The organism is Oceanimonas pelagia, from assembly GCF_030849025.1.
Taxonomy (GTDB): domain Bacteria; phylum Pseudomonadota; class Gammaproteobacteria; order Enterobacterales; family Aeromonadaceae; genus Oceanimonas; species Oceanimonas pelagia.
The window spans coordinates 727732-748467 of the sequence record NZ_CP118224.1 but is presented as its reverse complement, the minus strand read 5'-3'; the positions used below and the strand labels follow the sequence as shown (position 1 = coordinate 748467).

The 20736-nt window shown below is 63.3% G+C and carries 22 protein-coding genes; 12 read left to right on the top strand and 10 right to left on the bottom strand.

Annotated features, from left to right (window positions below; genetic code table 11):
* Window positions 1-22: 22 nt before the first annotated feature.
* Together truC and PU634_RS03490 are read right to left on the bottom strand one after the other, a co-directional pair.
* A complete protein-coding gene (gene truC, locus PU634_RS03495) occupies window positions 23-772 on the bottom strand; it encodes a tRNA pseudouridine(65) synthase TruC (protein WP_306762682.1) in 750 nt (249 codons plus the stop codon).
* Window positions 769-1104 carry a YqcC family protein gene (locus PU634_RS03490; RefSeq protein WP_306762681.1) on the bottom strand — a complete coding sequence of 112 codons (336 nt, stop codon included), beginning with the start codon at window positions 1102-1104 and terminating at the stop codon, window positions 769-771. The genes truC and PU634_RS03490 overlap by 4 nt, the downstream gene beginning before the upstream one ends.
* An 86-nt stretch (window positions 1105-1190) precedes the next feature.
* On the opposite strand from PU634_RS03490, the gene PU634_RS03485 reads away from it, so the two are divergent.
* From PU634_RS03485 to PU634_RS03465, 5 genes are read left to right on the top strand one after another with little or no spacing between them, the layout of a single operon-like run.
* Window positions 1191-2225: a DUF3549 family protein gene (locus PU634_RS03485; protein ID WP_306762680.1), complete on the top strand. Its 1035-nt coding sequence runs from the start codon at window positions 1191-1193 to the stop codon at window positions 2223-2225.
* Window positions 2218-2520, top strand: a complete 303-nt coding sequence (locus PU634_RS03480; RefSeq protein WP_306762679.1) for a DUF3301 domain-containing protein — start codon at window positions 2218-2220, stop codon at window positions 2518-2520. The genes PU634_RS03485 and PU634_RS03480 overlap by 8 nt, the downstream gene beginning before the upstream one ends.
* 42 nt (window positions 2521-2562) lie before the next feature.
* Window positions 2563-2790 carry a DUF2789 domain-containing protein gene (locus tag PU634_RS03475; RefSeq protein ID WP_306762678.1) on the top strand — a complete coding sequence of 76 codons (228 nt, stop codon included), beginning with the start codon at window positions 2563-2565 and terminating at the stop codon, window positions 2788-2790.
* Window positions 2791-2804: 14 nt separating this feature from the next.
* Window positions 2805-3086: a hypothetical protein gene (locus PU634_RS03470; protein WP_306762677.1), complete on the top strand. Its 282-nt coding sequence runs from the start codon at window positions 2805-2807 to the stop codon at window positions 3084-3086.
* Window positions 3086-3859 carry a Zn-ribbon-containing protein gene (locus PU634_RS03465; protein ID WP_306762676.1) on the top strand — a complete coding sequence of 258 codons (774 nt, stop codon included), beginning with the start codon at window positions 3086-3088 and terminating at the stop codon, window positions 3857-3859. The genes PU634_RS03470 and PU634_RS03465 overlap by 1 nt, the downstream gene beginning before the upstream one ends.
* Here the strand turns inward: PU634_RS03465 and PU634_RS03460 are convergent.
* Window positions 3849-4385, bottom strand: a complete 537-nt coding sequence (locus PU634_RS03460; protein WP_306762675.1) for a SecY-interacting protein Syd — start codon at window positions 4383-4385, stop codon at window positions 3849-3851. The genes PU634_RS03465 and PU634_RS03460 overlap by 11 nt on opposite strands.
* Window positions 4386-4498: 113 nt before the next feature.
* Between PU634_RS03460 and queF the strand changes: the two genes are divergently transcribed.
* The 6 genes from queF to PU634_RS03430 all read left to right on the top strand — a co-directional run bounded on the left by queF (window position 4499) and on the right by PU634_RS03430 (window position 12467).
* The gene (queF, locus tag PU634_RS03455) at window positions 4499-5350 is read left to right on the top strand and encodes an NADPH-dependent 7-cyano-7-deazaguanine reductase QueF (RefSeq protein ID WP_306762674.1); all 852 of its coding nucleotides are present in this window, start codon (window positions 4499-4501) and stop codon (window positions 5348-5350) included.
* Between the two features lie 84 nt (window positions 5351-5434).
* Window positions 5435-7675 carry a tetratricopeptide repeat protein gene (locus PU634_RS03450; RefSeq protein WP_306762673.1) on the top strand — a complete coding sequence of 747 codons (2241 nt, stop codon included), beginning with the start codon at window positions 5435-5437 and terminating at the stop codon, window positions 7673-7675.
* A 39-nt stretch (window positions 7676-7714) separates the two neighbouring features.
* Window positions 7715-9208 carry a GGDEF domain-containing protein gene (locus tag PU634_RS03445; RefSeq protein ID WP_306762672.1) on the top strand — a complete coding sequence of 498 codons (1494 nt, stop codon included), beginning with the start codon at window positions 7715-7717 and terminating at the stop codon, window positions 9206-9208.
* 31 nt (window positions 9209-9239) lie between these two features.
* A complete protein-coding gene (gene ppnN, locus PU634_RS03440; RefSeq protein ID WP_306762671.1) occupies window positions 9240-10595 on the top strand; it encodes a nucleotide 5'-monophosphate nucleosidase PpnN in 1356 nt (451 codons plus the stop codon).
* 5 nt (window positions 10596-10600) lie between these two features.
* Window positions 10601-11368, top strand: coding sequence for a flap endonuclease Xni (xni, locus tag PU634_RS03435; protein ID WP_306762670.1), 768 nt, complete (start codon window positions 10601-10603; stop codon window positions 11366-11368).
* Between the two features lie 91 nt (window positions 11369-11459).
* A complete protein-coding gene (locus tag PU634_RS03430; RefSeq protein WP_306762669.1) occupies window positions 11460-12467 on the top strand; it encodes an isocitrate dehydrogenase in 1008 nt (335 codons plus the stop codon).
* Window positions 12468-12572: 105 nt separating this feature from the next.
* Here PU634_RS03430 and rlmM read toward each other — a convergent pair whose 3' ends face one another.
* Genes rlmM through PU634_RS03410 form a run of 4 tightly spaced genes read right to left on the bottom strand, consistent with a single transcriptional unit; the run spans window position 12573 to window position 15547 of the window.
* Window positions 12573-13664, bottom strand: coding sequence for a 23S rRNA (cytidine(2498)-2'-O)-methyltransferase RlmM (gene rlmM, locus PU634_RS03425; protein WP_306762668.1), 1092 nt, complete (start codon window positions 13662-13664; stop codon window positions 12573-12575).
* Window positions 13661-14038: a DUF423 domain-containing protein gene (locus PU634_RS03420; protein WP_306762667.1), complete on the bottom strand. Its 378-nt coding sequence runs from the start codon at window positions 14036-14038 to the stop codon at window positions 13661-13663. Before PU634_RS03420 ends, rlmM begins: the two co-directional genes overlap by 4 nt.
* A complete protein-coding gene (locus tag PU634_RS03415; RefSeq protein ID WP_306762666.1) occupies window positions 14028-14639 on the bottom strand; it encodes an alpha/beta fold hydrolase in 612 nt (203 codons plus the stop codon). Before PU634_RS03415 ends, PU634_RS03420 begins: the two co-directional genes overlap by 11 nt.
* Entirely contained in the window at window positions 14636-15547 is a 912-nt protein-coding gene (locus PU634_RS03410) for a transcriptional regulator GcvA (protein ID WP_306762665.1), read from the bottom strand. Before PU634_RS03410 ends, PU634_RS03415 begins: the two co-directional genes overlap by 4 nt.
* A 179-nt stretch (window positions 15548-15726) precedes the next feature.
* Between PU634_RS03410 and PU634_RS03405 the strand changes: the two genes are divergently transcribed.
* Window positions 15727-16341 carry a DUF2726 domain-containing protein gene (locus PU634_RS03405; protein WP_306762664.1) on the top strand — a complete coding sequence of 205 codons (615 nt, stop codon included), beginning with the start codon at window positions 15727-15729 and terminating at the stop codon, window positions 16339-16341.
* A 24-nt stretch (window positions 16342-16365) separates the two neighbouring features.
* Here the strand turns inward: PU634_RS03405 and PU634_RS03400 are convergent, their stop codons facing one another.
* The 3 genes from PU634_RS03400 to PU634_RS03390 form a co-directional block, all read right to left on the bottom strand.
* On the bottom strand, window positions 16366-17097 hold the full coding sequence (locus PU634_RS03400) for a 3'-5' exonuclease (protein WP_306762663.1): 732 nt from the start codon (window positions 17095-17097) through the stop codon (window positions 16366-16368).
* Between the two features lie 7 nt (window positions 17098-17104).
* A complete protein-coding gene (locus PU634_RS03395) occupies window positions 17105-18976 on the bottom strand; it encodes a putative nucleotidyltransferase substrate binding domain-containing protein (RefSeq protein WP_306762662.1) in 1872 nt (623 codons plus the stop codon).
* 62 nt (window positions 18977-19038) lie between these two features.
* Window positions 19039-20676 carry a BCCT family transporter gene (locus tag PU634_RS03390; protein WP_306762661.1) on the bottom strand — a complete coding sequence of 546 codons (1638 nt, stop codon included), beginning with the start codon at window positions 20674-20676 and terminating at the stop codon, window positions 19039-19041.
* Window positions 20677-20736: the final 60 nt, after the last annotated feature.

The window sequence follows — 20736 nt, the reverse complement described above, 5'->3', positions numbered from 1 at the left end:
TAAGCCACTGAAACTGTGGATTTTACCCGGCCAGCTCACTGGTCGCGAGCGTACTTTCCCAACCGAACTCACAGATCAGCGATCGCCAGGTTTCGTCCAGGGGAGCGTCAAGCCTCAGCGGCTCAGCGGTGACCGGGTGGGTCAGGCTCAGCCGGGCGGCGTGCAGCATCAGCCGGTTACACTGGTAGTGGTCGCGAAAGAACCGGTTATGGCGGCCATCACCGTGACTGGTGTCGCCGACGATGGGATGGCGCAGGTGGGCCATGTGCCGGCGCAACTGGTGCTTGCGGCCGGTTTCCGGGCTGAGCTGCACCAGGCTGTAGCGGCTGGTGGCGTGCTTTTTGGACACCGCCACCGGCAACTCCACCCGGTCCAGCCCCTGCCAGCGGGTAATGGCATCCTGGGCCGGCTTGTCGGCATCGGCAAACTTGTCGGCAATGTCATCCAGCTCCCGGCTCAGGGCATAGTCGAGCCGGCCTTCGCCCTCAAGGTAGCCCCGCACCAGCGCCAGGTAGGTTTTGTTCACTCGCCGCTCGCCAAAGTCCTCGGTCAGGGTGCGGGCCACCCCGGCATTCTTGGCAAACAGCAGCAGCCCGGAGGTGGGCCGGTCGAGCCGGTGCACCGGAAACACATGACAGCCCACCGCGTCCCGGGTCAGCTGCATGGCAAAGCGGGTTTCGTGGCGATCCAGCCAGCTGCGGTGCACCAGCAGCCCCGGCGCCTTGTTCACCGCCACCAGCCAGTCGTCTTCGTACACCAGCTCAATGCTCATGGCTCGCGCACCACCGGCTCACCACTCAGGGCCTCATCCAGCCGGGCAATGGCTTCCAGCAGCGCCCCTGCCTGCTCACGCACTTCCCTGAAGCTCTCCACCGCCATCGGGTACACGGCAATGCGGCTCGGCAGCGGGCTGCCGGCCGCCAGCATGGCCCGCAACCGCGGCAGCAATATGAATTGCAGCCACTGGGGCAGGCTCAGGGTATCAAGGCAAAACGGCTGGGTGCTGGCCAGCGCTGCGGCCGAAGGGGGTGACGTCTGCCACCAGCCCAGGGCTTTCAGCGCCCGTTCAATGTCGGTCAGCAGGGAAGGAATATCAGCAGACATGGGGCAAACTCCGGGTAAAACGGCCCGCTACTATACCATCCCGGCCAACGACTCCCTATAATTCGCCCTCAAGACAGGAGGAGCCGATGCAAATAGACACTCTCAGCGAATTTTTGACCCAGGCCGGAACCGACTTTCGCCTGTTCGATCTGGGCCGGCGCTTGCAGCCCCTTGAGCGGGATGACTTTGTCGCCATTGAGGCCGGCCGGCGCCCCTATCCCTGGCCGTTGCAGCGCCACGCCTGGCTGGCGGTATGCTACTGGCAGCAACATGGCGGCCAGCCCTATGTGTGGTTTCTCAAGATCCCCCTGGACGAACGCGGCCTGTTCAACAACGCCGCAGTCAAGCTCTTCCTGTCGGCGCTGGTGGAGCAGCTCGGCGGCGATATTCACGCTCCGCTTTCCGACGAGCAGCAACAGCAACTGGCAAACACGCCCTTTACCTTTCAGCCCGCCCAGGACAAGCTGGCCGCTTTTCACGCCCGCCTGAGCCTGACGCTGAACCATGCACCCTCCGCCTATTACCGGGGGGTGCTCGACTACCTGGAAAATCCCGCGGCCCATGACTGGCAACAGCTGGGCCTGCAGGGACTGGCGGACCTGGCCGCCCGGCTGCACACCGACGCCGGCCTGGCGAAACGGGTGCAGCAGCGGCTGTGGCAATTACCGGCGCCGGTGCAGCAGGCGCTGCTGACCCAGTGCGAGCACCATCCGTTGCCCGCACCGCTGGCCAAGGCCATGATCGAGGCCATTAACGGCGAGCTGGAGCGGGGTGAACCCGACGAAGAGCATATTGGCCTGCTGCTGCGCGCCACCGCCGGCTGCGCCCCCTTCAGGGAGCGCAGCGCCAAGCTGGCCACCCTGCTGGCGCTGAGCCCGGGCCCCGCCCTGCTGCTGACCCTGGCCGCCCGGCTGTGGCAGGAGCTGACCGACGAGGCCCTGCTGCTGCCCTACCTGGCGCTGCTGGCGGAACACCACGGCGAGCTGTTCAACGGCCTGTTTGCCGAGCTGGTGTCGGTGCCGGCGCTGCGACCGCTGATCCTGGCCAACCTGCACAACCCCGAACTGCCCGCCGCCCTGAAACAGGCCCTGGGCGGCCTGCTGGCCGCCACCCGTGGCTGAGCTGCTGGGGCTGCTGGCCCTGGCGTTGCTGGGGGCCGGGATCTGGCAACTGCGGCGCCAGAGCGAGTTCGCCAATCGCTGGCTGGTGCATTACTGCAAGCGCCAGCAGTTTCAGCTGCTGAGCGTGTACCGCTACCGTTTTTGCCTGCGCAAAGGCCGGTGGCTTGCCCATTTTCGCTTTGAGTTCAGTCACGACGGCATGCAGCGCAATGAGGGCGAGCTCTGGCTGGCCGGCCTGCGGGTGGTGGAAGTATCGGTACCGGTGCTGCGGGAGCCGCCATCACCTATGCTGTAACTCAGATCGGCACGTTCTTTTTCACTGCAAACGGAGGTCAACATGGAGCATATCGTTCACCCGTTCAGCGAACTGTTTGAACAACTGGGACTGGATGCCAGCCACGACGGCATAGAGCATTTTCTGCACAACCACCGGCTGCCGCCGGAAGTGGAGCTGGTTGAGGCGCCCTTCTGGAGCCCGGCCCAGGCCAGCTTTCTGAAGGAAGGGCTGCAGGAAGATTCGGACTGGGCCGAAGTCATCGACCAGCTCAACGCCAGCCTGAGATAACCCACGGAGACCCCATGTCCCGAGAGATCATCGAGATCATTCACCGCCTTGCCGATGAGGGCAAGGCCATTACCACCGCCACGGTACGGGCCCGGCTGTCGGGCCCGGTAAACATGGCCGAGCTGATAAGCCTGGTTAACCGCCACCGCCAGGATCCGGCTTCCCTGCCCGCCACGCCGGCGGCATCCGCACAGTCCGGGGAAGCGCAACCCCCGGACGACCGCCTGGCGGCGCTGGAAGAAAAAGTGCGCCAGCTGGAAGCCCGGCTGGCCCGCCTTGAGGAGCCCGGCGCCTGATGTGGGTTTGTGAACTGCAGTTTGACTGTTATCAGGACACCGCCCTGGCCGAGGCCGAATCGGCCATTCGCCAGCTGCTCGACGCCCTGCGCTATAACGGCCAGATCATTGGCCGGGAATTTCCCACCGTCATTCACCAGGGCTGGCTTACCAGCCGGGTGGTGTGCCCGGAAGCCGACAGCCTGCATCCGCGCCACTACAGCCGTCAGGTGGAGCTGGCGGTGGAACGGTTGCACCGGGCCGGGCTCACCAGCCCCAAGGTGAACCCGCGCGGTCCGGATCTCAACTCCGACACCACCGACGAGGCCCACCGCCCGGAGTGGCAGGTGCTCTACACCAGCTACCTGCACACCTGCTCACCGCTGCGCTGCGGTGAGCATTTCGCGCCCATTCCGCTGTACCGCATTCCGGCGGTGGCCAACGGCGACTTCAAACAGGTGCTGAAATGGCAGGAAGACTGGGAAGCCTGTGATCAACTGCAGATGAACGGCTCCATTCTGGAGCATGCGGCGGTCGAGGAAATTTCTGCCACCACCAGCCTGCTCAGCCGCCGGGGCCGGGATCTGGCCAAGCGCATCGAGTTTCTGACCAAAATCCCCACCTTCTACTACCTGTACCGGGTGGGCGGCGACAGCCTGGCCAGCGAGCAGGCCCGCCCCTGTCCCGGCTGCGGCGGCGAGTGGAAGCTGGACGCGCCGCTGCACGATATTTTCGACTTTTTCTGCGAGCCCTGCCGGCTGGTGTCCAACCTGTCCTGGGACTTCAAGAGCTGACCGGCTCGGCCCGGCGCAAAAAACCGGCCAGATCCGGCGCCAGGGTGCCGATGGCGCCCTGGCCGAGCCGCTCCAGCAGCACGGCGCCGCTGGCGTTGTCCAGGGTCACCAGCCGGTGCTCATCCCGGCAGGTGGCAATAAACCAGGTGGCCGGCAAACCCAGCTTGCGCTGCATCAGCTGATGGCCAATCTGATTTTGCTGCAACCGCTCGAAATCGGCCGAATTCCAGGGTTGCAGCAGGGTCACAAACAGCCCCTTGTAACACAGGGGTAAATTGCCGGCGTAATAATGACCGAACAGCGCCGTCAGCGACGGGTGCACCGGCATGGCCAGGGCCCGGGCCAGGTTGTCAAAGCTGCCCGGCTCGGCGCGCAGAAAGGGCCGCCAGCCCACCCGGCCCTGATGGGCCGGTGGCAGCTCGGCGGGCGAAGGCTGCCCGGGGTCCTGCTCGGCCAGCGGCTGGCCGTAGAGCCGCCGGTAACGGTCAAACAGGCCGGACAGGGCCGCGACCTCTTGATTCTGCATGGCAAAGTCTCACAATAAACGATAACAATGTGCACAGATGACTCGCACACCCAGGGATAACCGTCGGGCCATGGCGGCCCGCACACGCGCCATTCTAGCAACCGGAATTTCAAATGACACCAGAGCAGAAATACCAACAGAGCCATTCCCTTGCCGAGCTGCCACTGGGCAAACAAAGCAGCTACGTCAGCGAGTATGATCCCGGCCAGCTGCAACCGGTGCCCCGCAGTCTGAACCGGGACGATCTGGCACTCAAGGCCGATGCTCTGCCCTTTTCCGGTGAAGATCTGTGGAACCTCTACGAGCTGTCCTGGCTCAATGCCAAAGGCAAGCCCGTGGTGGCCATGGGCGAGGTGCGGGTGCCCGCCACCAGCCTCAACCTGATCGAGTCCAAGTCCTTCAAGCTGTATCTGAACAGCTTCAACCAGAGCCGGTTTGAAAGCCTGGCGGCGGTGGAGGAAACCCTGGCCCGGGATCTGTCTGCCTGCGCTCAGGGGGCGGTCACGGTCAAGCTCTACGAACTGCAGTACGCCCCCGCCCAGTTCGGCCGCCTGCCCGGCCACTGCATCGATCAGCTGGACATCGACATCGACCGCTACCAGCCCGATGCCACCCTGCTGGCCCACGCCACCGAGGCGGACATCGTCAATGAAACCCTGCACTCCCATCTGCTCAAGTCCAACTGCCTGGTCACCGGCCAGCCCGACTGGGGCAGCATCATGATCCGCTACCAGGGCCCGCGCATCCGCCAGGATGCGCTGCTGCGCTATCTGGTGAGCTTTCGCCAGCACAACGAGTTCCACGAGCAGTGCGTGGAGCGCATCTTTATGGATCTGATGCAGCACTGCCGGCCCGCAGAGCTGACCGTATATGCCCGCTACACCCGCCGCGGCGGCCTCGACATCAACCCCTACCGCAGCAATGTGGCCGGTAAGGCGGCCAATGTGCGCCTGCTACGCCAGTAACTCACATGAGCCCGCCGGGCTGGACGCAGACCGGCGGGCTTCGTAAACTGCGCCACTGGCCCGGTTTTTTCGGTATCGATTATTGTGATTCTGTCTGTCGCCGTTCTGGTGTCGCATCTGGCAGGGGCGCCGCCGCTGTCAACCTACTCACCGGAGCCCGCCGAACTGCAGCGGGCCCGCCAGCTTATGCTGAGCCGGCCCGACGAATGCGTGGCCCTGACCCACTATTTTCTGCAGCGCAAGGAAGCCAGACCCGCCTCCATGTTCAACTCCCGCCAGGAGCCGGACCAGCTGCAGCAGGCCAAGCGTTTTCGCACTCGAGGCCAGACCTTTACCGCCTGGCAGTTGCAGGCCCTGTGCCAGGCCAACGACGGCCTGCTGCTGCCGGCGGACGTCAGCATCAACCGGGCCATAGCCCTGGCCCGCCAGCACCGCCAGCATCACGCCCTGGCCATCGGCCTGCTGATCAAGGCCAAACTGGCCCTGGCCCGCCAGCAGCCGGCACTGGCCCAGGCCCAGCTCGATGAGGCGGCCGGCCTGACGCTGCCCCCCGACTCGGATCTGAAGGGGGACATTCAGCTGTTGCAGGCCGCGGTGCTGCTGCATCAGCACCGCTTTGACGAGGCCCGCCAGGCCTTTGAGCAGGCGCGGTTGCAGGCCCTGCAGCAGGACGATACCCCGCGCCAGGCCTGGGCCAACTTTTTGCTGGGCGAATATTATCTGCAACTGCAGCAGGACGAGCTGGCCCTGTCCCACTTTCTGGAAACCCTCGACTCCCTCGGCGATCGCCGCCAGTTTTACGTCAAGGCCCTGGCCGCCAAGAAGGCCGCCGCCATCTATGCCGCCCTGGGGCAGAACGACAAGGCGCTGCAGTATGCCAACCAGTCCACCACCGAGTTCGAGCAACTGGGCAACAATCCGCTGCTGATCAGTTCACTGATCAACCTCGGCCGGGTTACCCGCACCGGCAACGATGCCAACCTGGCGCTGGTTTATTTTTTCAACGCCCTGGATCTGGTGCGCATTCAGGGCGATGCCGACATCATGTATCAGCTTTACCTGGAAATCGGCCAGTCCTATGCCCAGCTCGGCAGTTTTGCGGAAGGCCTGCATTACCTCGGCATGGCCCGCTCCGGCTTTGAACGCAATCAGGACGGCTCCCGCCAGATAGATGCCCTGGTGCAACTGGGCAAGGTACATCTGGCCCAGGGCGAATACGGTCTGGCCCTGCTGCGGCTGGAACGGGCACGGGCCCTGGCGGAGCAGCTGGACGACGTGCTGCGGCTGATTGAAAGCCACCGGCTGCTGGCCGAGCTGTTTGAACAAAGCGGCAACATGGGGGATGCGCTGAAACACCAGAAGGCGCTGCACGCCTATTTCAAGCGCGCCACCACAGTCAACCGTCTGCTCACCCAGAGCCTGGTGCAGGACAACGAACTGCAGTTGCAGCAGGAACGGGAGCTGAGCGAGCTGGGCCGACGCAGTGAGCAACTGCTGGCAGAGCGGGAGCAGTTTGCCCTGCTCGCCGCCGCCCTGAGCCTGCTGTCGCCGTTGCTGCTGTACGGCCTGCTGCGCAATCATGTGCGCAGCCGCCGGCTGCTGCGCCACAACCAGGAGCTGCAGCAGGCGCTGCTGATCGAGCCCATTACCGGCCTGCCCAACTGGCGTCAGCTGATGCAGCGTCTGCCGCAGGAAATGGCCAAACAGCAGCAGCGCTCGGAGCAATGGTACCTGAGTGAAGAGCAACCCCGCCCCTTTGACGACAAAATCTATTACCTGCTGCTGCAGGTGCCCTTTATGACCAACCTGCGCGAGCGGGTCGGGCTGGGCCATGCCACCAACATTCAGCGCCAGCTCGGCGACTACCTGCGCGGACGTATTCATCCCAGGGCGCGGCTCTACGATCTGCGCGACGGCCAGTTCATTTACGCCATTCCGCAAAAGGAAGTGGCCGAACTGCAGCAGACCCTGGAGGCGCTGGAGCGCATGTTTGCCGAGTTTCCCTGCCAGTTTGAACTGGACAGGCGCCTGATCACCGGCATTATCGGCCATCCCTTCCTGCCCAAGTCGCCCCATGCGCTGGATGACATGAAACTCGGCGACATTCTTTACCTGGCCATGGCGGCGGCGCACCAGCTGGCGGAAAAAACCTGTGAGTCGGCCTGGGTGGAGTTACTGGCGGTGGACTGCCAGCAGGCGGCGTTTTTCACCGGAGATATTCGCACCTGCTGCGTTCAGGGTATTATGAAGGGGCTGGTCAAAGTGAACAGCTCCCACAAAAAACAACAAATTGACTGGCAAGCCCTGCTGCCGGCGTTACCATAATGTTAACAATAACACTGCCGCCCAGGGCAATGGTGAATAATGAACAAAAACAGTGATCCCATGATGTTGCAGGATCTGGTGGCCGTCATCACCGAATTGCAGACCCTGCTGAACGGCCTGCCCGATCAGGCTGCCAGGGACCCGGCCCTGCCGGAGCAGGCCGACGGCCGGGGCCTGCTGGTGCAATGGCAAAAGCTGTTCGGCAGTCAGCCCTCACCCGATGCGCCCGCCGGCGAGCCGGCCGAGCCGGGACTGGCCGATAGCCTGCACCGGCAACTGAGCCGGCTGCGTCGTTTTCACCATCAGGCCGCCCACCAGCAGCAGCAGGGTGGCGAGCAGCTGCTGCAGGCGGCCCGGGAGCTGCAGGCATCGCCCTATGCCCCGCCCCAGTTGCCCGCCCTGGTGCACGACCTGGAAACCCCGGGCAATTTTTTTTATTACCTGTGGCCGCTGCTGGAATGCTACCAGCAGGCCATCGGCCTGTGCTCCACCCAGCAGGAGCAGGATCAGCGCGAGCTGTGCCAGCGCCTGCTGCAACTGATCGACGAGCTCGACTACGGCGGCGAGGTGGGCCGGGAAATCGGCGAGATCCAGCAGCAACTGCTGCAGCACAATGACCCCGAAACCCTGCCGCCGCTGTGCCTGCGCCTGATTGAGCTGGTCATTCAGGGAAGCCGTACCGAACGTCAGCATTCCACCCGTTTTCTCGCCCGCCTCAACGAGGGGCTGGAAGGCATGCAGGATCAGTTTTCCTGCTCGGTCAACGAAGGCCGGGCCCTGGTCTGCGACCGCCAGGTTCACGATGCCGATCTGGCCGGCGAGCTGAACGCCATCGGCGCCCACCTGGCCGGCCATGAGCAAACCCGGCTGACCCGGGAGATTGAACTGCGCATGAACGGCATTCAAAGGATCCTGAGCCGCCACGAGCAGCTGCAACAACGGGAAGCGGCGCTGCTGACACGCCTGCAAACCCTGGAAACCCGAGTCTGCGAGCTGAAACAACAGGCCAGCGATTACCGCCGGCGGCTGACCAGCCAGAATGAAAAGCTGCTGATCGACAGCCTCACCCAGGTGTACAACCGCACCGCCCTGAACGAGCGCCTGAAGACCGAATTTCAGCGCTGGCAGAAGTCGCCACAGCCCTTGTGCATAACCCTGCTCGACATCGATCATTTCAAGCAGATCAACGACAAGTTCGGCCACCTGGCCGGCGACAAGGCCCTGCGGCTGATCGCCCGCACCCTGCGCCAGAGTGTGAAGGCAAGCGACTTTGTGGCCCGCTTCGGCGGCGAGGAGTTTGTGGTGCTGATGCTGAATGTGGATCCCCAGTTGCTGCACCGGCCACTGGAACAATTGTGCCGAAAAATTGCAGCCATTCCGTTTCGTTTCAAACAGGAGCGCGTTACCATCACCGTCTCCATGGGGGCCACCCTGCTCAGGCACGGGGACACCATTACCTCCGCCCTGGAGCGCGCCGATCAGGCCCTGTACCGGGCAAAAAATGCAGGACGCAATCAGCTCGTGATTCTCTGAGCCCTGCCTTATTACTATCTAGGGATAAAACATGATCACCCATATCAATCCGGTTGGCAGCATGAACCTGCTGTCCCAAATCGAGGTGGATCGCCTCAAGCAGTCGGCTTCCGGCAGCCTGTATCAGCTGTTCCGCAACTGCGCGCTGGCGGTGCTCAATTCCGGCAGCAAGACCGACAGCTCCAAGGAAATACTCGAGCGCTACCGCAATTTCGACATCAACGTCATTCGCCGGGAGCGGGGCATCAAGCTGGAGCTGTTCAACCCGCCCGAGCACGCCTTTGTGGACGGCGAAATCATTCGCAGCATTCAGGACCACCTGTTCTCGGTGCTGCGCGACATCATTTACGTCAACAGCCACCTGCAGGCCAATCCCCAGCTCAACCTGACGGCGTCGTCCCACATCACCGACCTGGTGTTTTCCATTCTGCGCCATGCCCGGGCCATCAATCCGGGCGCCGATCCCAACCTTATCGTGTGCTGGGGCGGCCACTCCATCAGCCCGGCGGAATACCAGTACACCCGGGAAGTGGGCAACGAGCTGGGCCTGCGCGAGCTCAATATCTGCACCGGTTGTGGTCCCGGCGCCATGGAAGGCCCGATGAAGGGTGCGGCCGTGGGCCACGCCAAGCAGCGGGTGACCGGCAGCCGCTATGTGGGCCTGACCGAGCCATCCATCATCGCCGCCGAGCCGCCCAACCCCATCGTCAACGAGCTGGTGATCCTGCCCGACATTGAAAAGCGTCTGGAGGCCTTTGTACGCCTGGGCCACGGCATTATCGTGTTTCCCGGCGGCGTGGGCACGGCGGAAGAGATCCTCTACATTCTGGGCATCATGATGCACCCGGAAAACCGCAATCAGCCGCTGCCCATCATCCTCACCGGTCCCAAGGAAAGCGCCAGCTATTTTCGCAGCGTCGACGAGTTTATCGGCAGCACCCTGGGACCGGACGCCCAGGCCCTTTACGAGATCATCATCGACGATCCGGCGGAAGTGGCCCGGCGCCTGAAAACCACCATGCCGCTGGTGCGCGACTACCGCAAATCCGTGGGCGACGCCTACTCCTTCAACTGGTCGCTCAAGATCGAGCCCGAGTTCCAGCTGCCCTTTGTGCCCGACCACGACAACATGGCCAACCTTAACCTGCACTGGGATCAGGCGCCCCAGCAACTGGCCGCCAACCTGCGCCGGGCCTTTTCCGGCATCGTGGCGGGCAACGTCAAGGAAAGCGGCCTGCGCGCCATCGAGAAAAAGGGCCCCTTCCTGATCAACGGTGATCCCAAACTGATGAAGATGATGGACAAGCTGCTGCGGCAGTTTGTGGAGCAGCAGCGCATGAAGCTGCCCGGCTCCACCTATGTGCCCTGCTACCGCATCGATCGCTGAGCCCCATGCAACTGCTGATCCTCGATGCCATGAACCTGGTGCGCCGGCTGCATGCGGTGCAACAGGGCCGGCATGAGCAGCCCGAGGCCCGGCTGGCGGCCACTCGGGCCGCCCTGGTGCAGGCCGCCGGCAAGTTGCTCAAACGCTTTGCCCCCAGCCACGTGGTGGCGGTGTTCGACGGCGCGCCGGCGGGCTTTCGCCATCGCCTCAGCCCGGAATACAAGGCCAACCGCCAGCCCATGCCGGCGGAGCTGGCCGGCTATCTGGGGGAGCTGCAGCGGGCGCTGTGGCAGCAGGGCATAGACGCCCTGCTGTCGGACAGCGAGGAAGCGGACGATCTGGTGGCGACCCTGGCGCGCCGGCTCGCCCGCCACGGCGGCCACAGCACCATCGTCTCCACCGACAAGGGCTTTTGCCAGCTGCTCGAGCCCCATGTCCGGCTGTGGGATCATTTTGGCCAGCGCTGGCTGGACGAGGCCCATGTGCGCCAGAAGTTCGGCCTTGAGCCCGGTCAGCTGGTGGATTACTGGGCGCTCACCGGCGTCTCCGGCAGCAATATTCGGGGCGTGCCCGGCATTGGTCCCAAACGGGCGCAAGCCCTGCTGCAACAATTCGGCAACCTTGAGGCTCTGCTGACCGCCCCTGCCGACAGCAAAGAACAAAAAACCGTGCAAATGCACCAAAATGACGCACTGCTGGCACGCCAACTGGTCAAACTGGTGGATGATATTGAACTGGGGCTGAATTTGCAGCAGCTTCGATATCACCATTAGACCAAAGAGTCATAGGCAAAATGGGTACAAAATGTTATAAAGTCGCGGCTAAACAGAATTACAGACCAACACTGATAACGGGACGCTGCCCATGAGCAAACGCAGTATTACCGTGATCCCGGGCGATGGCATCGGTCCCAGCATTATCGATGCCGCCCTGCGCATTATGGATCACGCAGGTTGTGACTTTCACTACGACTACGCCGACGCCGGCCTGACGGCCCTGGAAAACCACGGCGAACTTCTTCCCCAAACCACCCTCGACCTTATCGCCAAAAACAAGATTGCCCTCAAGGGCCCTCTTACCACCCCGGTGGGCGGCGGCTTTACCTCCATCAACGTTTCCCTGCGCAAGCTGTTCAACCTCTACGCCAACGTGCGCCCGGTGGTATCGTTTGAAGGCACCCAAAGCCGTTTCGAGAACATCGACATCATCACCATTCGGGAAAACACCGAAGGCATGTATTCCGGCGCCGGCCAGAAGCGCGCCGAGGACAACAGCAGCGCCGAGGCCATGAGCATCATCACCCGGGAAGGCGCCGAGCGCATCGTCACCTTTGCCTATGAGCTGGCCCGCAACGAGGGCCGCAAAAAGGTCACCGTGGTGCACAAGGCCAACATTCTCAAATCCACCTCCGGGCTGTTCCTGGAAGTGGCGCGGGAAGTGTCACAGCGCTATCCGGACATCGAAACCGCCGAGATGATCGTGGACGCCGCCTGCATGAACCTGGTGATGTATCCGGAGCGCTTCGACGTCATCGTGACCACCAACCTGTTCGGCGACATTCTCTCGGATCTGTGCGCCGGCCTGGTGGGCGGCCTGGGCATGGCGCCAGGCGCCAACATCGGCAAGGAGGTGGCCATTTTCGAAGCGGTGCACGGCTCGGCCCCCGACATTGCCGGCCAGAACATCGCCAACCCCTGCTCGGTGATCCTGGCCTCCATTCAGATGCTGGAGCATTTAGGGCTGGCCGACAAGGCCGCGCAAATCCGCACTGCCGTAGCCAAAACCATTGCCGAAGGCAAGACGGTCACCCGGGATCTGGGCGGCAACGCCAGCACCACCGAATTCACCGACGCCATTATTGCCAACCTGTAACCGGCATTCGGCTGAAGCAAAAACGGCGCCGTGAAAACAGCGCCGTTTTTTTATGTTTTCTCGCTCCCACGCTCCTGCGTGGGAGTGACGAGGACAGCGACCCGGTCAGGCCTTGGGCTCGAGTTTGGCCACCTTGCGCGGCTGGCACACGTGCACGGTGATCTCTTCCCGGTCGTGGTACAGGTGCTTGGCCTGGATCTGAAAGCCACCGAGCTGGTCGAGCTTTTCCTGCAACTGCTGCAGGTTGTGCACCGCCTCGGCATAGCGCTTTTTCATCGGCAGCTTGAGGTTGAAGATCGCCTCCTGGCAGTCTTCCGCCAGCAGCCAGTCGGCCATCAGCGCCACCACCCGCGCCGGTTTTTCCACCATGTCGCACACCAGCCAGTACACGTTCTTGCGGCTGGGCCGCCACTTGAAGCCGTCTTCCCGGTAGTGCTTGACCTGACCGGTGTCCATCAGGCTCTGGGCCATGGGGCCGTTGTCGATGGCCGCCACCATCATGCCCCGGGCCACCAGCTGATAGGTCCAGCCACCGGGGGCCGCGCCCAGATCCACGCCTCGCAGGCCGGAAGTCAGCCGGGTGTCCCACTCCTCCCGGGGAATAAACACGTGAAAGGCCTCTTCCAGCTTGAGGCTGGAGCGGCTCGGCGCGTCGGCGGGAAACCGCAACCGGGGAATGCCCATGTGAAACGGCGACTGGTTGTAGGAATAGGAGTAGCCCAGCATCACCCGGTTATTGGCGGTAAAAAACAGGTGCAGGGTGGGCCGGTTGCGGGCCTCGGCCCGGGTCAGCACGCCCTTGCCACGCAGGGCCTGACGCGCCGGCACGGTAAACTTGCGGCAAAAGCGCGACAGCTCCTTGCCCTCGTTGGTGTCGGGGGTTTCCACCCGAATGTCGCCGCACAGGGGCATGCCCTCGGCGGCCCCGACCAGGGGAGCGATGCGATCATCAAGGGGCAGGTCGTTCAGCTCGGCCCACACCACCAGCATCTGGCGGGCGAAAATCAGCTCGCGAAACGGCAGCTTGCGCGCCAGCAGATCGCCGTCTTCCGGCTGAAAGCACTCGTACACCACATAACCGCTGTCGTCCTTGGCGCGGGCAAAGCCCGGACAGCCCATCTGCCCGGCCCTGTCCTGAATTTCGGCGGCCGCTTCCTTTTCAAATCCGGGGCGGCAATATATCAACAACTGTTTCATTCAGACCTCAACCAGGCGCGACCGGACAGCATCAGACACAGCCAGCCCGCCATTAAACACACTCCCCCGAGGGGAGTCACAAAACCCATTCCCCCGGTGCCAAGCAGCACCAGGGCATAAAGACTGCCGCTGAACATCACAATGCCCAGCACAAACAGAACGGCAGCGGCGTGCACCAGCCGGGTGGCCCGCCGCGTCAGCATAATGGCCACCAGCAACAGCGCCAGGGCATGCAGAAACTGGTATTGCACCCCGGTGTTAAAGGCCGCCACCAGCGCCGGGGCCGCCGCCAGGCCATGGGCCCCGTAGGCGCCCAGGGCGGTGGCGCTCAGGCCGAACAGGGCCGCGCCGTAAAAGGCGAGATTAATGATCACCAATAAAGCTCCTCATGCGCTCACACACGTACGCCAGGTTGCGCTCAAGGGTAACCCCCGAGGCCTTGCGCGGCGTGAAACCGTGATCGCCGTCGGTCACCCAGCAGGTTTGCACGGACTCGGCCAGATCATAGTTTTCTACCGCCTCGCGGCTGCCAAAGCTGTCGCGCTCGCCCTGCAGCAGCAGGGTGGGCGTGCGTATCGAGGCCAGATGCTGGCCACGAAAACGCTCCGGCTTGCCCGGCGGATGAAAGGGAAAGCCCAGCAGGATAAGCCCGGCCGGAGCCAGTTCGTCGGCCACCAGCGATGCCATGCGCCCGCCCATGGACTTGCCCGCCAGAAACAACCTGGGGTGGGCGCACTCCCGGGCCAGTTGCCGCCAGCACTCCAGCAGCACCGGCTCGCGGTCCGGGGGCCGGCGGCGGCCGTCGGCCCGGGTCTTTTGCATATAGGGAAACTCAAAGCGCACCACCTGAATGTCGTCGCCGGCCAACCCCTCGGCCAGGGCCTGCATCACGGCATGCTCCATGCCGGCGCCGGCACCGTGGGCCAGCAACACCCGGCGGCTGGCGTAGTCGGGGCCATTCTTGATTATGTTCATCCGTTCACTGCCTTTTGCTTTTCTTCTTTGTTGACCAAGGCCAGCATCCAGTCGCGAAAGGCGGCGATCTTGCCGAGCCCGGCCTGGGACTCGTGGCACACCAGGTAATAGGCGTTTTTCGACATCAGCACCTGCTCAAACGGACACACCAGACGACCGGCATCGATCTCCGGCTGGGTCAGCACGCTGTGGCCCAGCGCCACCCCCTGACCGTGAATGGCGGCCTGGATGACCATGGACGAATGGCTGAAAATGGGCCCCTGATTGACGTTGGCCGCCTGTATGTCGAGCTGCTTGAACCAGGCCTTCCAGTCGCGGCGGGAGGTGTCGTGCAGCAGGGTGTGCCGGGTTAAATCTTCCGGCGTTTTCAGCGGCCGGGTGCCCATCAGCAACATGGGCGAGCACACCGGGATCAGGTATTCCGCGTGCAGCTTGTCGGCGCGCAGTCCGGGCCAGTTGCCGCGACCGTAATAGATGGCCACGTCCACGTCGTCGGTAAGCGAGCCTTCGTCCAGATCCACTGCCTTGATGCGCACGTCGATGTCCGGGTGCACCTCGCTGAAACGCACCAGCCGGGGCACCAGCCACTGAATGGCAAAGCTCGGCTGCAGGCTCACGGTCAGTGCGCCCTTGGCGCTGCGCGCCAGCAACCGCTCGGTGGCATCGGAGATGGCGGTAAAGATGTCCTTGATCTCCAGAAAATAGCTCTGCCCTTCTTCGGTCAGCAGCAGCGAGCGGTTGCGCCGGCGAAACAGCTTGATGCCCAGAAACTCCTCCAGCCCCTTGATCTGGTGACTGATGGCCGCCTGCGTCACAAACAGCTCCTCCGCCGCCCGGGTAAAACTCAGGTTGCGGGCGGCAGCCTCAAAGGCCTTGAGCGCGTTGAGCGGGGGTAATCGCCGGGACATGCACACCTCGGTCAGGGTTTCGATGGCTGTGGATTATAGGGGGGCGCGCCGGCGCATGCCAGCGCCGGCCGTTTCGCGTTGCAGCTACCGGCACGCCAGACACTGTCATGAACAGTTCAATTTCCATGACCGGCTGGGTAAACTGAGTCTCTTTCCTCGCTTTGCGGATATTGCTCAAGATGACTGACTGGCTGCCCGTTTCCCTGCTCGACTGGCTGATGTTCGCCCTGGTGAGCCTGCTGGTATTGCTGACCCTGATGAGCCTGCTGCGCCGCATCTGGCGCGGCAGGCCGGGCCAGGCCTATGTGCAGAAGGTGATGTTCAGCCCGGAGGCGGCCAGGGCGCTGGCGCTGCTGGAGCAGGCCGCCGGCGACAAACTGCGGGTATTTCCCGCGGTGCAGATGAGCGAGGTGCTGGAGCTGGCCCCCACCCTGAAAAAGACCCACCGGGATGCGGCCTGGCACGCCCTGTTCGGTGAGAAGCTGGACTTTGTGCTGTGCTCGCCCGGCGATCTGCGGGTGCGGCTGGTGGTGGCGCTGGTGGACGACAGCCTGAGCCAGGCCGACGGTCGCCATCGTCATCACCTGCTGGAGCAGATTGAACTGGCCGGCCTCCCGGTGATGCACCTCTCCCCCAAGGACTGGCCCACTCCCAGCGCGCTGCGTGACGAGCTGAAGTCCCTGCTCAGGCCCGTTGAAACCACCCCGCCGCTGGCCGGCGGTCGCCACGAGCCGGTGCTGAGCCTGCCCGACGACGAGCCCGACGACGCCGACGAACCTCGCTTTCGGTTATAACGACTTCCCCCCCCCCGAAGGAGGCTATAGCCACAATTCACTCAGGGGCGTGTCCGGCGAGTAGTGGTGGGCCACCTGCGCCTGCAACAGTTCGGCGGTGGCCAGGGCGTCGGTCAGGGCATGATGCGGCGCATAATAAGGCAGGTGATAGCGCTCCCGGCTGTTGGCCAGACGAATGGACACCGGCTTGCGCCCGCGCAGCCGGTCCCACAGGCCAAGCCGCCGGGGATGCAGCCGGGCTTCCAGCTCCATGGTGTCGATCACCGGAAAGCGAATGTCTTCGTTGAGCCGGGCCTTGAGCGCCGCGGCAAAGAACACCTGCTCGATGCGCCGGTAATGCACCACCACCACGCGCCCGGCCAGGGCCGCCAGCACCTCGTCCAGCACCTGCAGCAGATCCGGCGCTTCCTTTACCTCGGAATGGGTAATGTGGTGCAGCGCCACGGTTTCCCCCGCCAGTGGCCTGTGCGGGTTCACAATCCAGTGCGCCGCGTCACGGCAGCGAATGCGCTGCAGGCTGAAAGGCACCAGGCCGATGCTGACGATGGCGTCCTTGCCGGCATTGAGCCCGGTGGTTTCAAAGTCCATGGCCACCAAGGGCACCTCGGCCAGGGGGGTATCGGGCGCCGGCAGGCCGGCCCGGTAAAAACGCTGCAGCCGGTAGTCCCGGGCACTGCGTGCCCGCTGCTCAAACAGGGCCGGCCAGTCCGGAGGCGGGGCCCGGTCCATCAGGGCGGAAGGAGTCAGATATACCATGGCCGCCTCAGGGGGTCCGTCCGGGCTGATAGCGGAACTTCAGGAATTTCTGGGCCTGGCTCAGGATCTGAAACGCGTCCTTGAGGTTGCGCCGCTCAAAGTCGGACAGGTTTTCCGGCTCTATGTTGTTGTCGGGCTCCCTGCCCGCCTCCAGATCCATGGCCTGGTGGCGAATGCGCACCATGGCGATAAATTCCATGGCATCGCGCAGATCCGGCCCCCGGCCCCGCGGCAGGATGTCGGCCTCGATCACATCGTTCAGCCGCTCAAAGGAGTTGCGCGCCTTGGAGCCCACCGCCAGGGCATGCACCCGCACCAGATCCGCCAGCGGCGCCGTGCCCCGGCGCTTGAGATTGATGGAATTGTTGTGCTTGCCGTCCTGCTCCATCACGAACTCCTTGAAAAAGCCCAGCGGCGGCGTGCGCAGCAGGGCATTGCGGGCCATGCTGGCAAGAAAACGCGGGCTGCGCCGGGCACGGCGCAGAATAAGCCGGTTGAGCTGCTCGGCCCATTCCAGATGGCCGTACACTCCGTCGAGATCAAAAAAAATGGCGCTGTTGAGCAGGGAACGGGCGTTGGGGTTGTCGATCCAGTCCAGAAAACACAGCTCCCATTCCCGCCGGGTTTTGCGCCACTCGGGATTGCTGGCCATGATGTTGCCGGTGCAGTAACTGTAACCGCAGGCCGCCAGACCATCGCACACATATGTGGCCAGGGCGGCGAAATAATCATTGTGGGCCTCGGCATCGTAGCCGTTATCGAGAATGATGGCATTGTCCTGATCGGTCACCACCAGCTGTTCATCCCGGGCCATGGAGCCCAGTGCCAGAAAGCAGTAAGGCACCGGCGGCGGGCCCAGTTTTTCTTCCGCCAGCTCCAGCAGCCGTTGCTTGAAGCTGCGCCCGATCACCGCCATGGCCGAGCCAATCATGTGGGAGTTGGCATCTTCATTGACCATGCGCACAAAGCAGGCCCGGGCGTCGTCGGCAATGGTGGCCAGCTCGTCGGCGTCCTGGGCGCGAAAGATATGGCGCACCACAAACAGGCTGTTGCGGGACTCGTGGCGCATCACGTCCGACAGCGCCACCACCCCAATGGGCTTACCCCGGTGCAGCACCGGCAAATGATGCAGGTTGTAACGCAGCATGGTGAGCATGGCTTCAAACACGTACTGATCGCTCTCGGCCGCCACCAGATCGGTAGACATGACCTGCGCCACCGGCGTGGCCGAAGGCAGCTCGGCTGCCAGCACACGCGTGCGCAGATCCCGGTCGGTAATGATGCCGGCCACTTCCTGTTCGGCATCGCTGTCTTCGTTCAGCACCAGGATCGAGGAAACGCCTTCATCGGTCATTTTCTGCGCCGCCTCAAACACGCTGGCCGAGCAACCGATGGACACCGGATCCCGGGAGATCAGCTCGCGTATGCTGGAGGTCATCAGCTCGTTGGCCCCTTGATGGCGGGACACCGCATGGCGCAGCCGGGTGCTCTCGCCCACTTCCACAAAGTCGGAGAAGGCTTCAAAGCCTTCGTACAACTCGTTGAACAGGGCCTCGGGCAGGCAGTAGATCAGGGTATCTTCCAGCGCCGTGGCCGGCAGGCGGTTTTTGTTGTGCATCAGCAGTCCCATCTGGCCGAACAGGCTGCCCTCGCTCAGCCGGTTATGCAGCTCGCCGTTGCGCCGGTACAGCTCCACCGCCCCGCTGCGCACCAGATAGAGATCGTGCACCGGATCGCCATATTTGAGAATGATGGTGCCGGCCCGGTAGTAGGCCACCTCCACCTGGGTGGCAATGCGCTCCAGCACCTCCTCCGGCAAGGCCGTGAAAGGCGCCCACTGGCGAATAAAGTTCAGTACTTCCAGCTGCTCCGCTTCCATTGCTCTCTCCTGCAAAGCGAAAAAAGGCAGCACTGGGCTGCCTTGGTCACGGTTGATTTACCTCAGTCGCCCCTGGGCTCCGACATCAGCCCCTTGATCAGGGCCACGCAGGATATCAGCAGCACTATGGTGAAGGGAAAGCCGGTCGACACCGCCATGGCCTGCAGGCCGGCCAGGCCGCCCCCCAGCATCAGGGCAATGGCCACCAGCCCCTCAAAGGTACACCAGAACACCCGCTGGGGCTTGGGTGCATTGACCTTGCCGCCGGCGGCGATGGTGTCGATCACCAGCGAGCCGGAGTCGGACGAGGTAACGAAGAACACCACCACCAGCACGATGCCGATAAAGGAAGTGATGGCGGTCAGCGGCAGATCCTGCAGCATCACAAACAGTTGCAGGGGCAACTCCGCCTCGGCCACCGCCTGATAGCCCTCGCCGACCAGCTGGTGAATGGCGGTGCCACCAAAGGCACTGAACCACAGCATGCAGGCGGTGGTGGGCACCAGCAGCACGGCGATCAGAAACTCGCGCACGGTCCGGCCCCGGGAGACCCGGGCGATAAACATGCCCACAAAGGGTGACCAAGAGATCCACCAGGCCCAGTAAAAGGCGGTCCAGCCCTGGGAGTAGTTGGCGTCTTCCCGGCCAAAGGGCATGGACAGTGCCGGAAAATACTCAAGGTAGGACACCAGGTTGGAGAAAAAGCCGGTGAAGATCAGCAGGGTCGGCCCCACAATAATCACAAACACCAGCAGCAGCGCCGCCAGCGCCATGTTGATTTCCGACAGCCGCTTGACCCCCGCATCCAATCCCGCCAGCACCGACACCAGTGCCACCGCGGTGATCAGAATGACCAGTATCACCTGGGTAGTAATGCCACCGGGAATGTCGAACAGAAAGTTCAGGCCGGCGGCGGCCTGAGAGGCACCGTAACCGAGCGAGGTGGCCAGACCGAACAGGGTGGCCACCACCGCCAGAATGTCGATGATGTGGCCCGGCCAGCCCCACACCCGCTCGCCCAGCAGCGGATAAAGCACCGAGCGCATGGTCAGCGGCAGACCCTTGTTAAAGGAGAAAATCGCCAGCCCCAGCGCCAGCACCGCATAAATGGCCCAGGGGTGCAGTGCCCAGTGATACAGAGTGGCAGCCATGCCCAGCCGGGTGGCCTCGGCGGCATTGCCCGCCGCCGCCCCCAGCGGCGCCCAGTCGGTACGCACACCGTTCTCCACCGTGGTGCCGGCCATGGCGGTGCCGAAGTGAGTAAGCGGCTCGGACACGCCAAAAAACATCAGGCCAATGCCCATGCCGGCGGCAAACAGCATGGAGAACCAGCCCAGGTAGCTGAAGTCGGGGCTGGCCTGAGTGCCGCCAATGCGCACCCGGCCCAGGGGCGAGATGATCAGCCCCAGACACACCAGTACAATGAGGTTGGCGGCACTCAGGAAGAACCAGTCGAGGGTGGAGGTCAGCCAGCCACGCAGGCTGCTGAACATGGGGCCCACCTGGTTCTGAAAGGCCAGGGTCAGAAACACAAAGGCCACAATGGCCAGGCCGGAGATCATGAACACCCGGTTGTGAATATCCAGTCCGAAAGGCCCTATCTGCAGGGCGATATTGTCCTGCCCGATCTGATAATCGGTGTCGATGGGATTGGCCTTGCCCTCGGGCGCAATCGCATCATGATTGTCTTGTTCTGTCATTGGCTTCCTCGCCTTTATAGTCAGAGTCATGATCAAAAAACGATGTAAAACTACCACAAA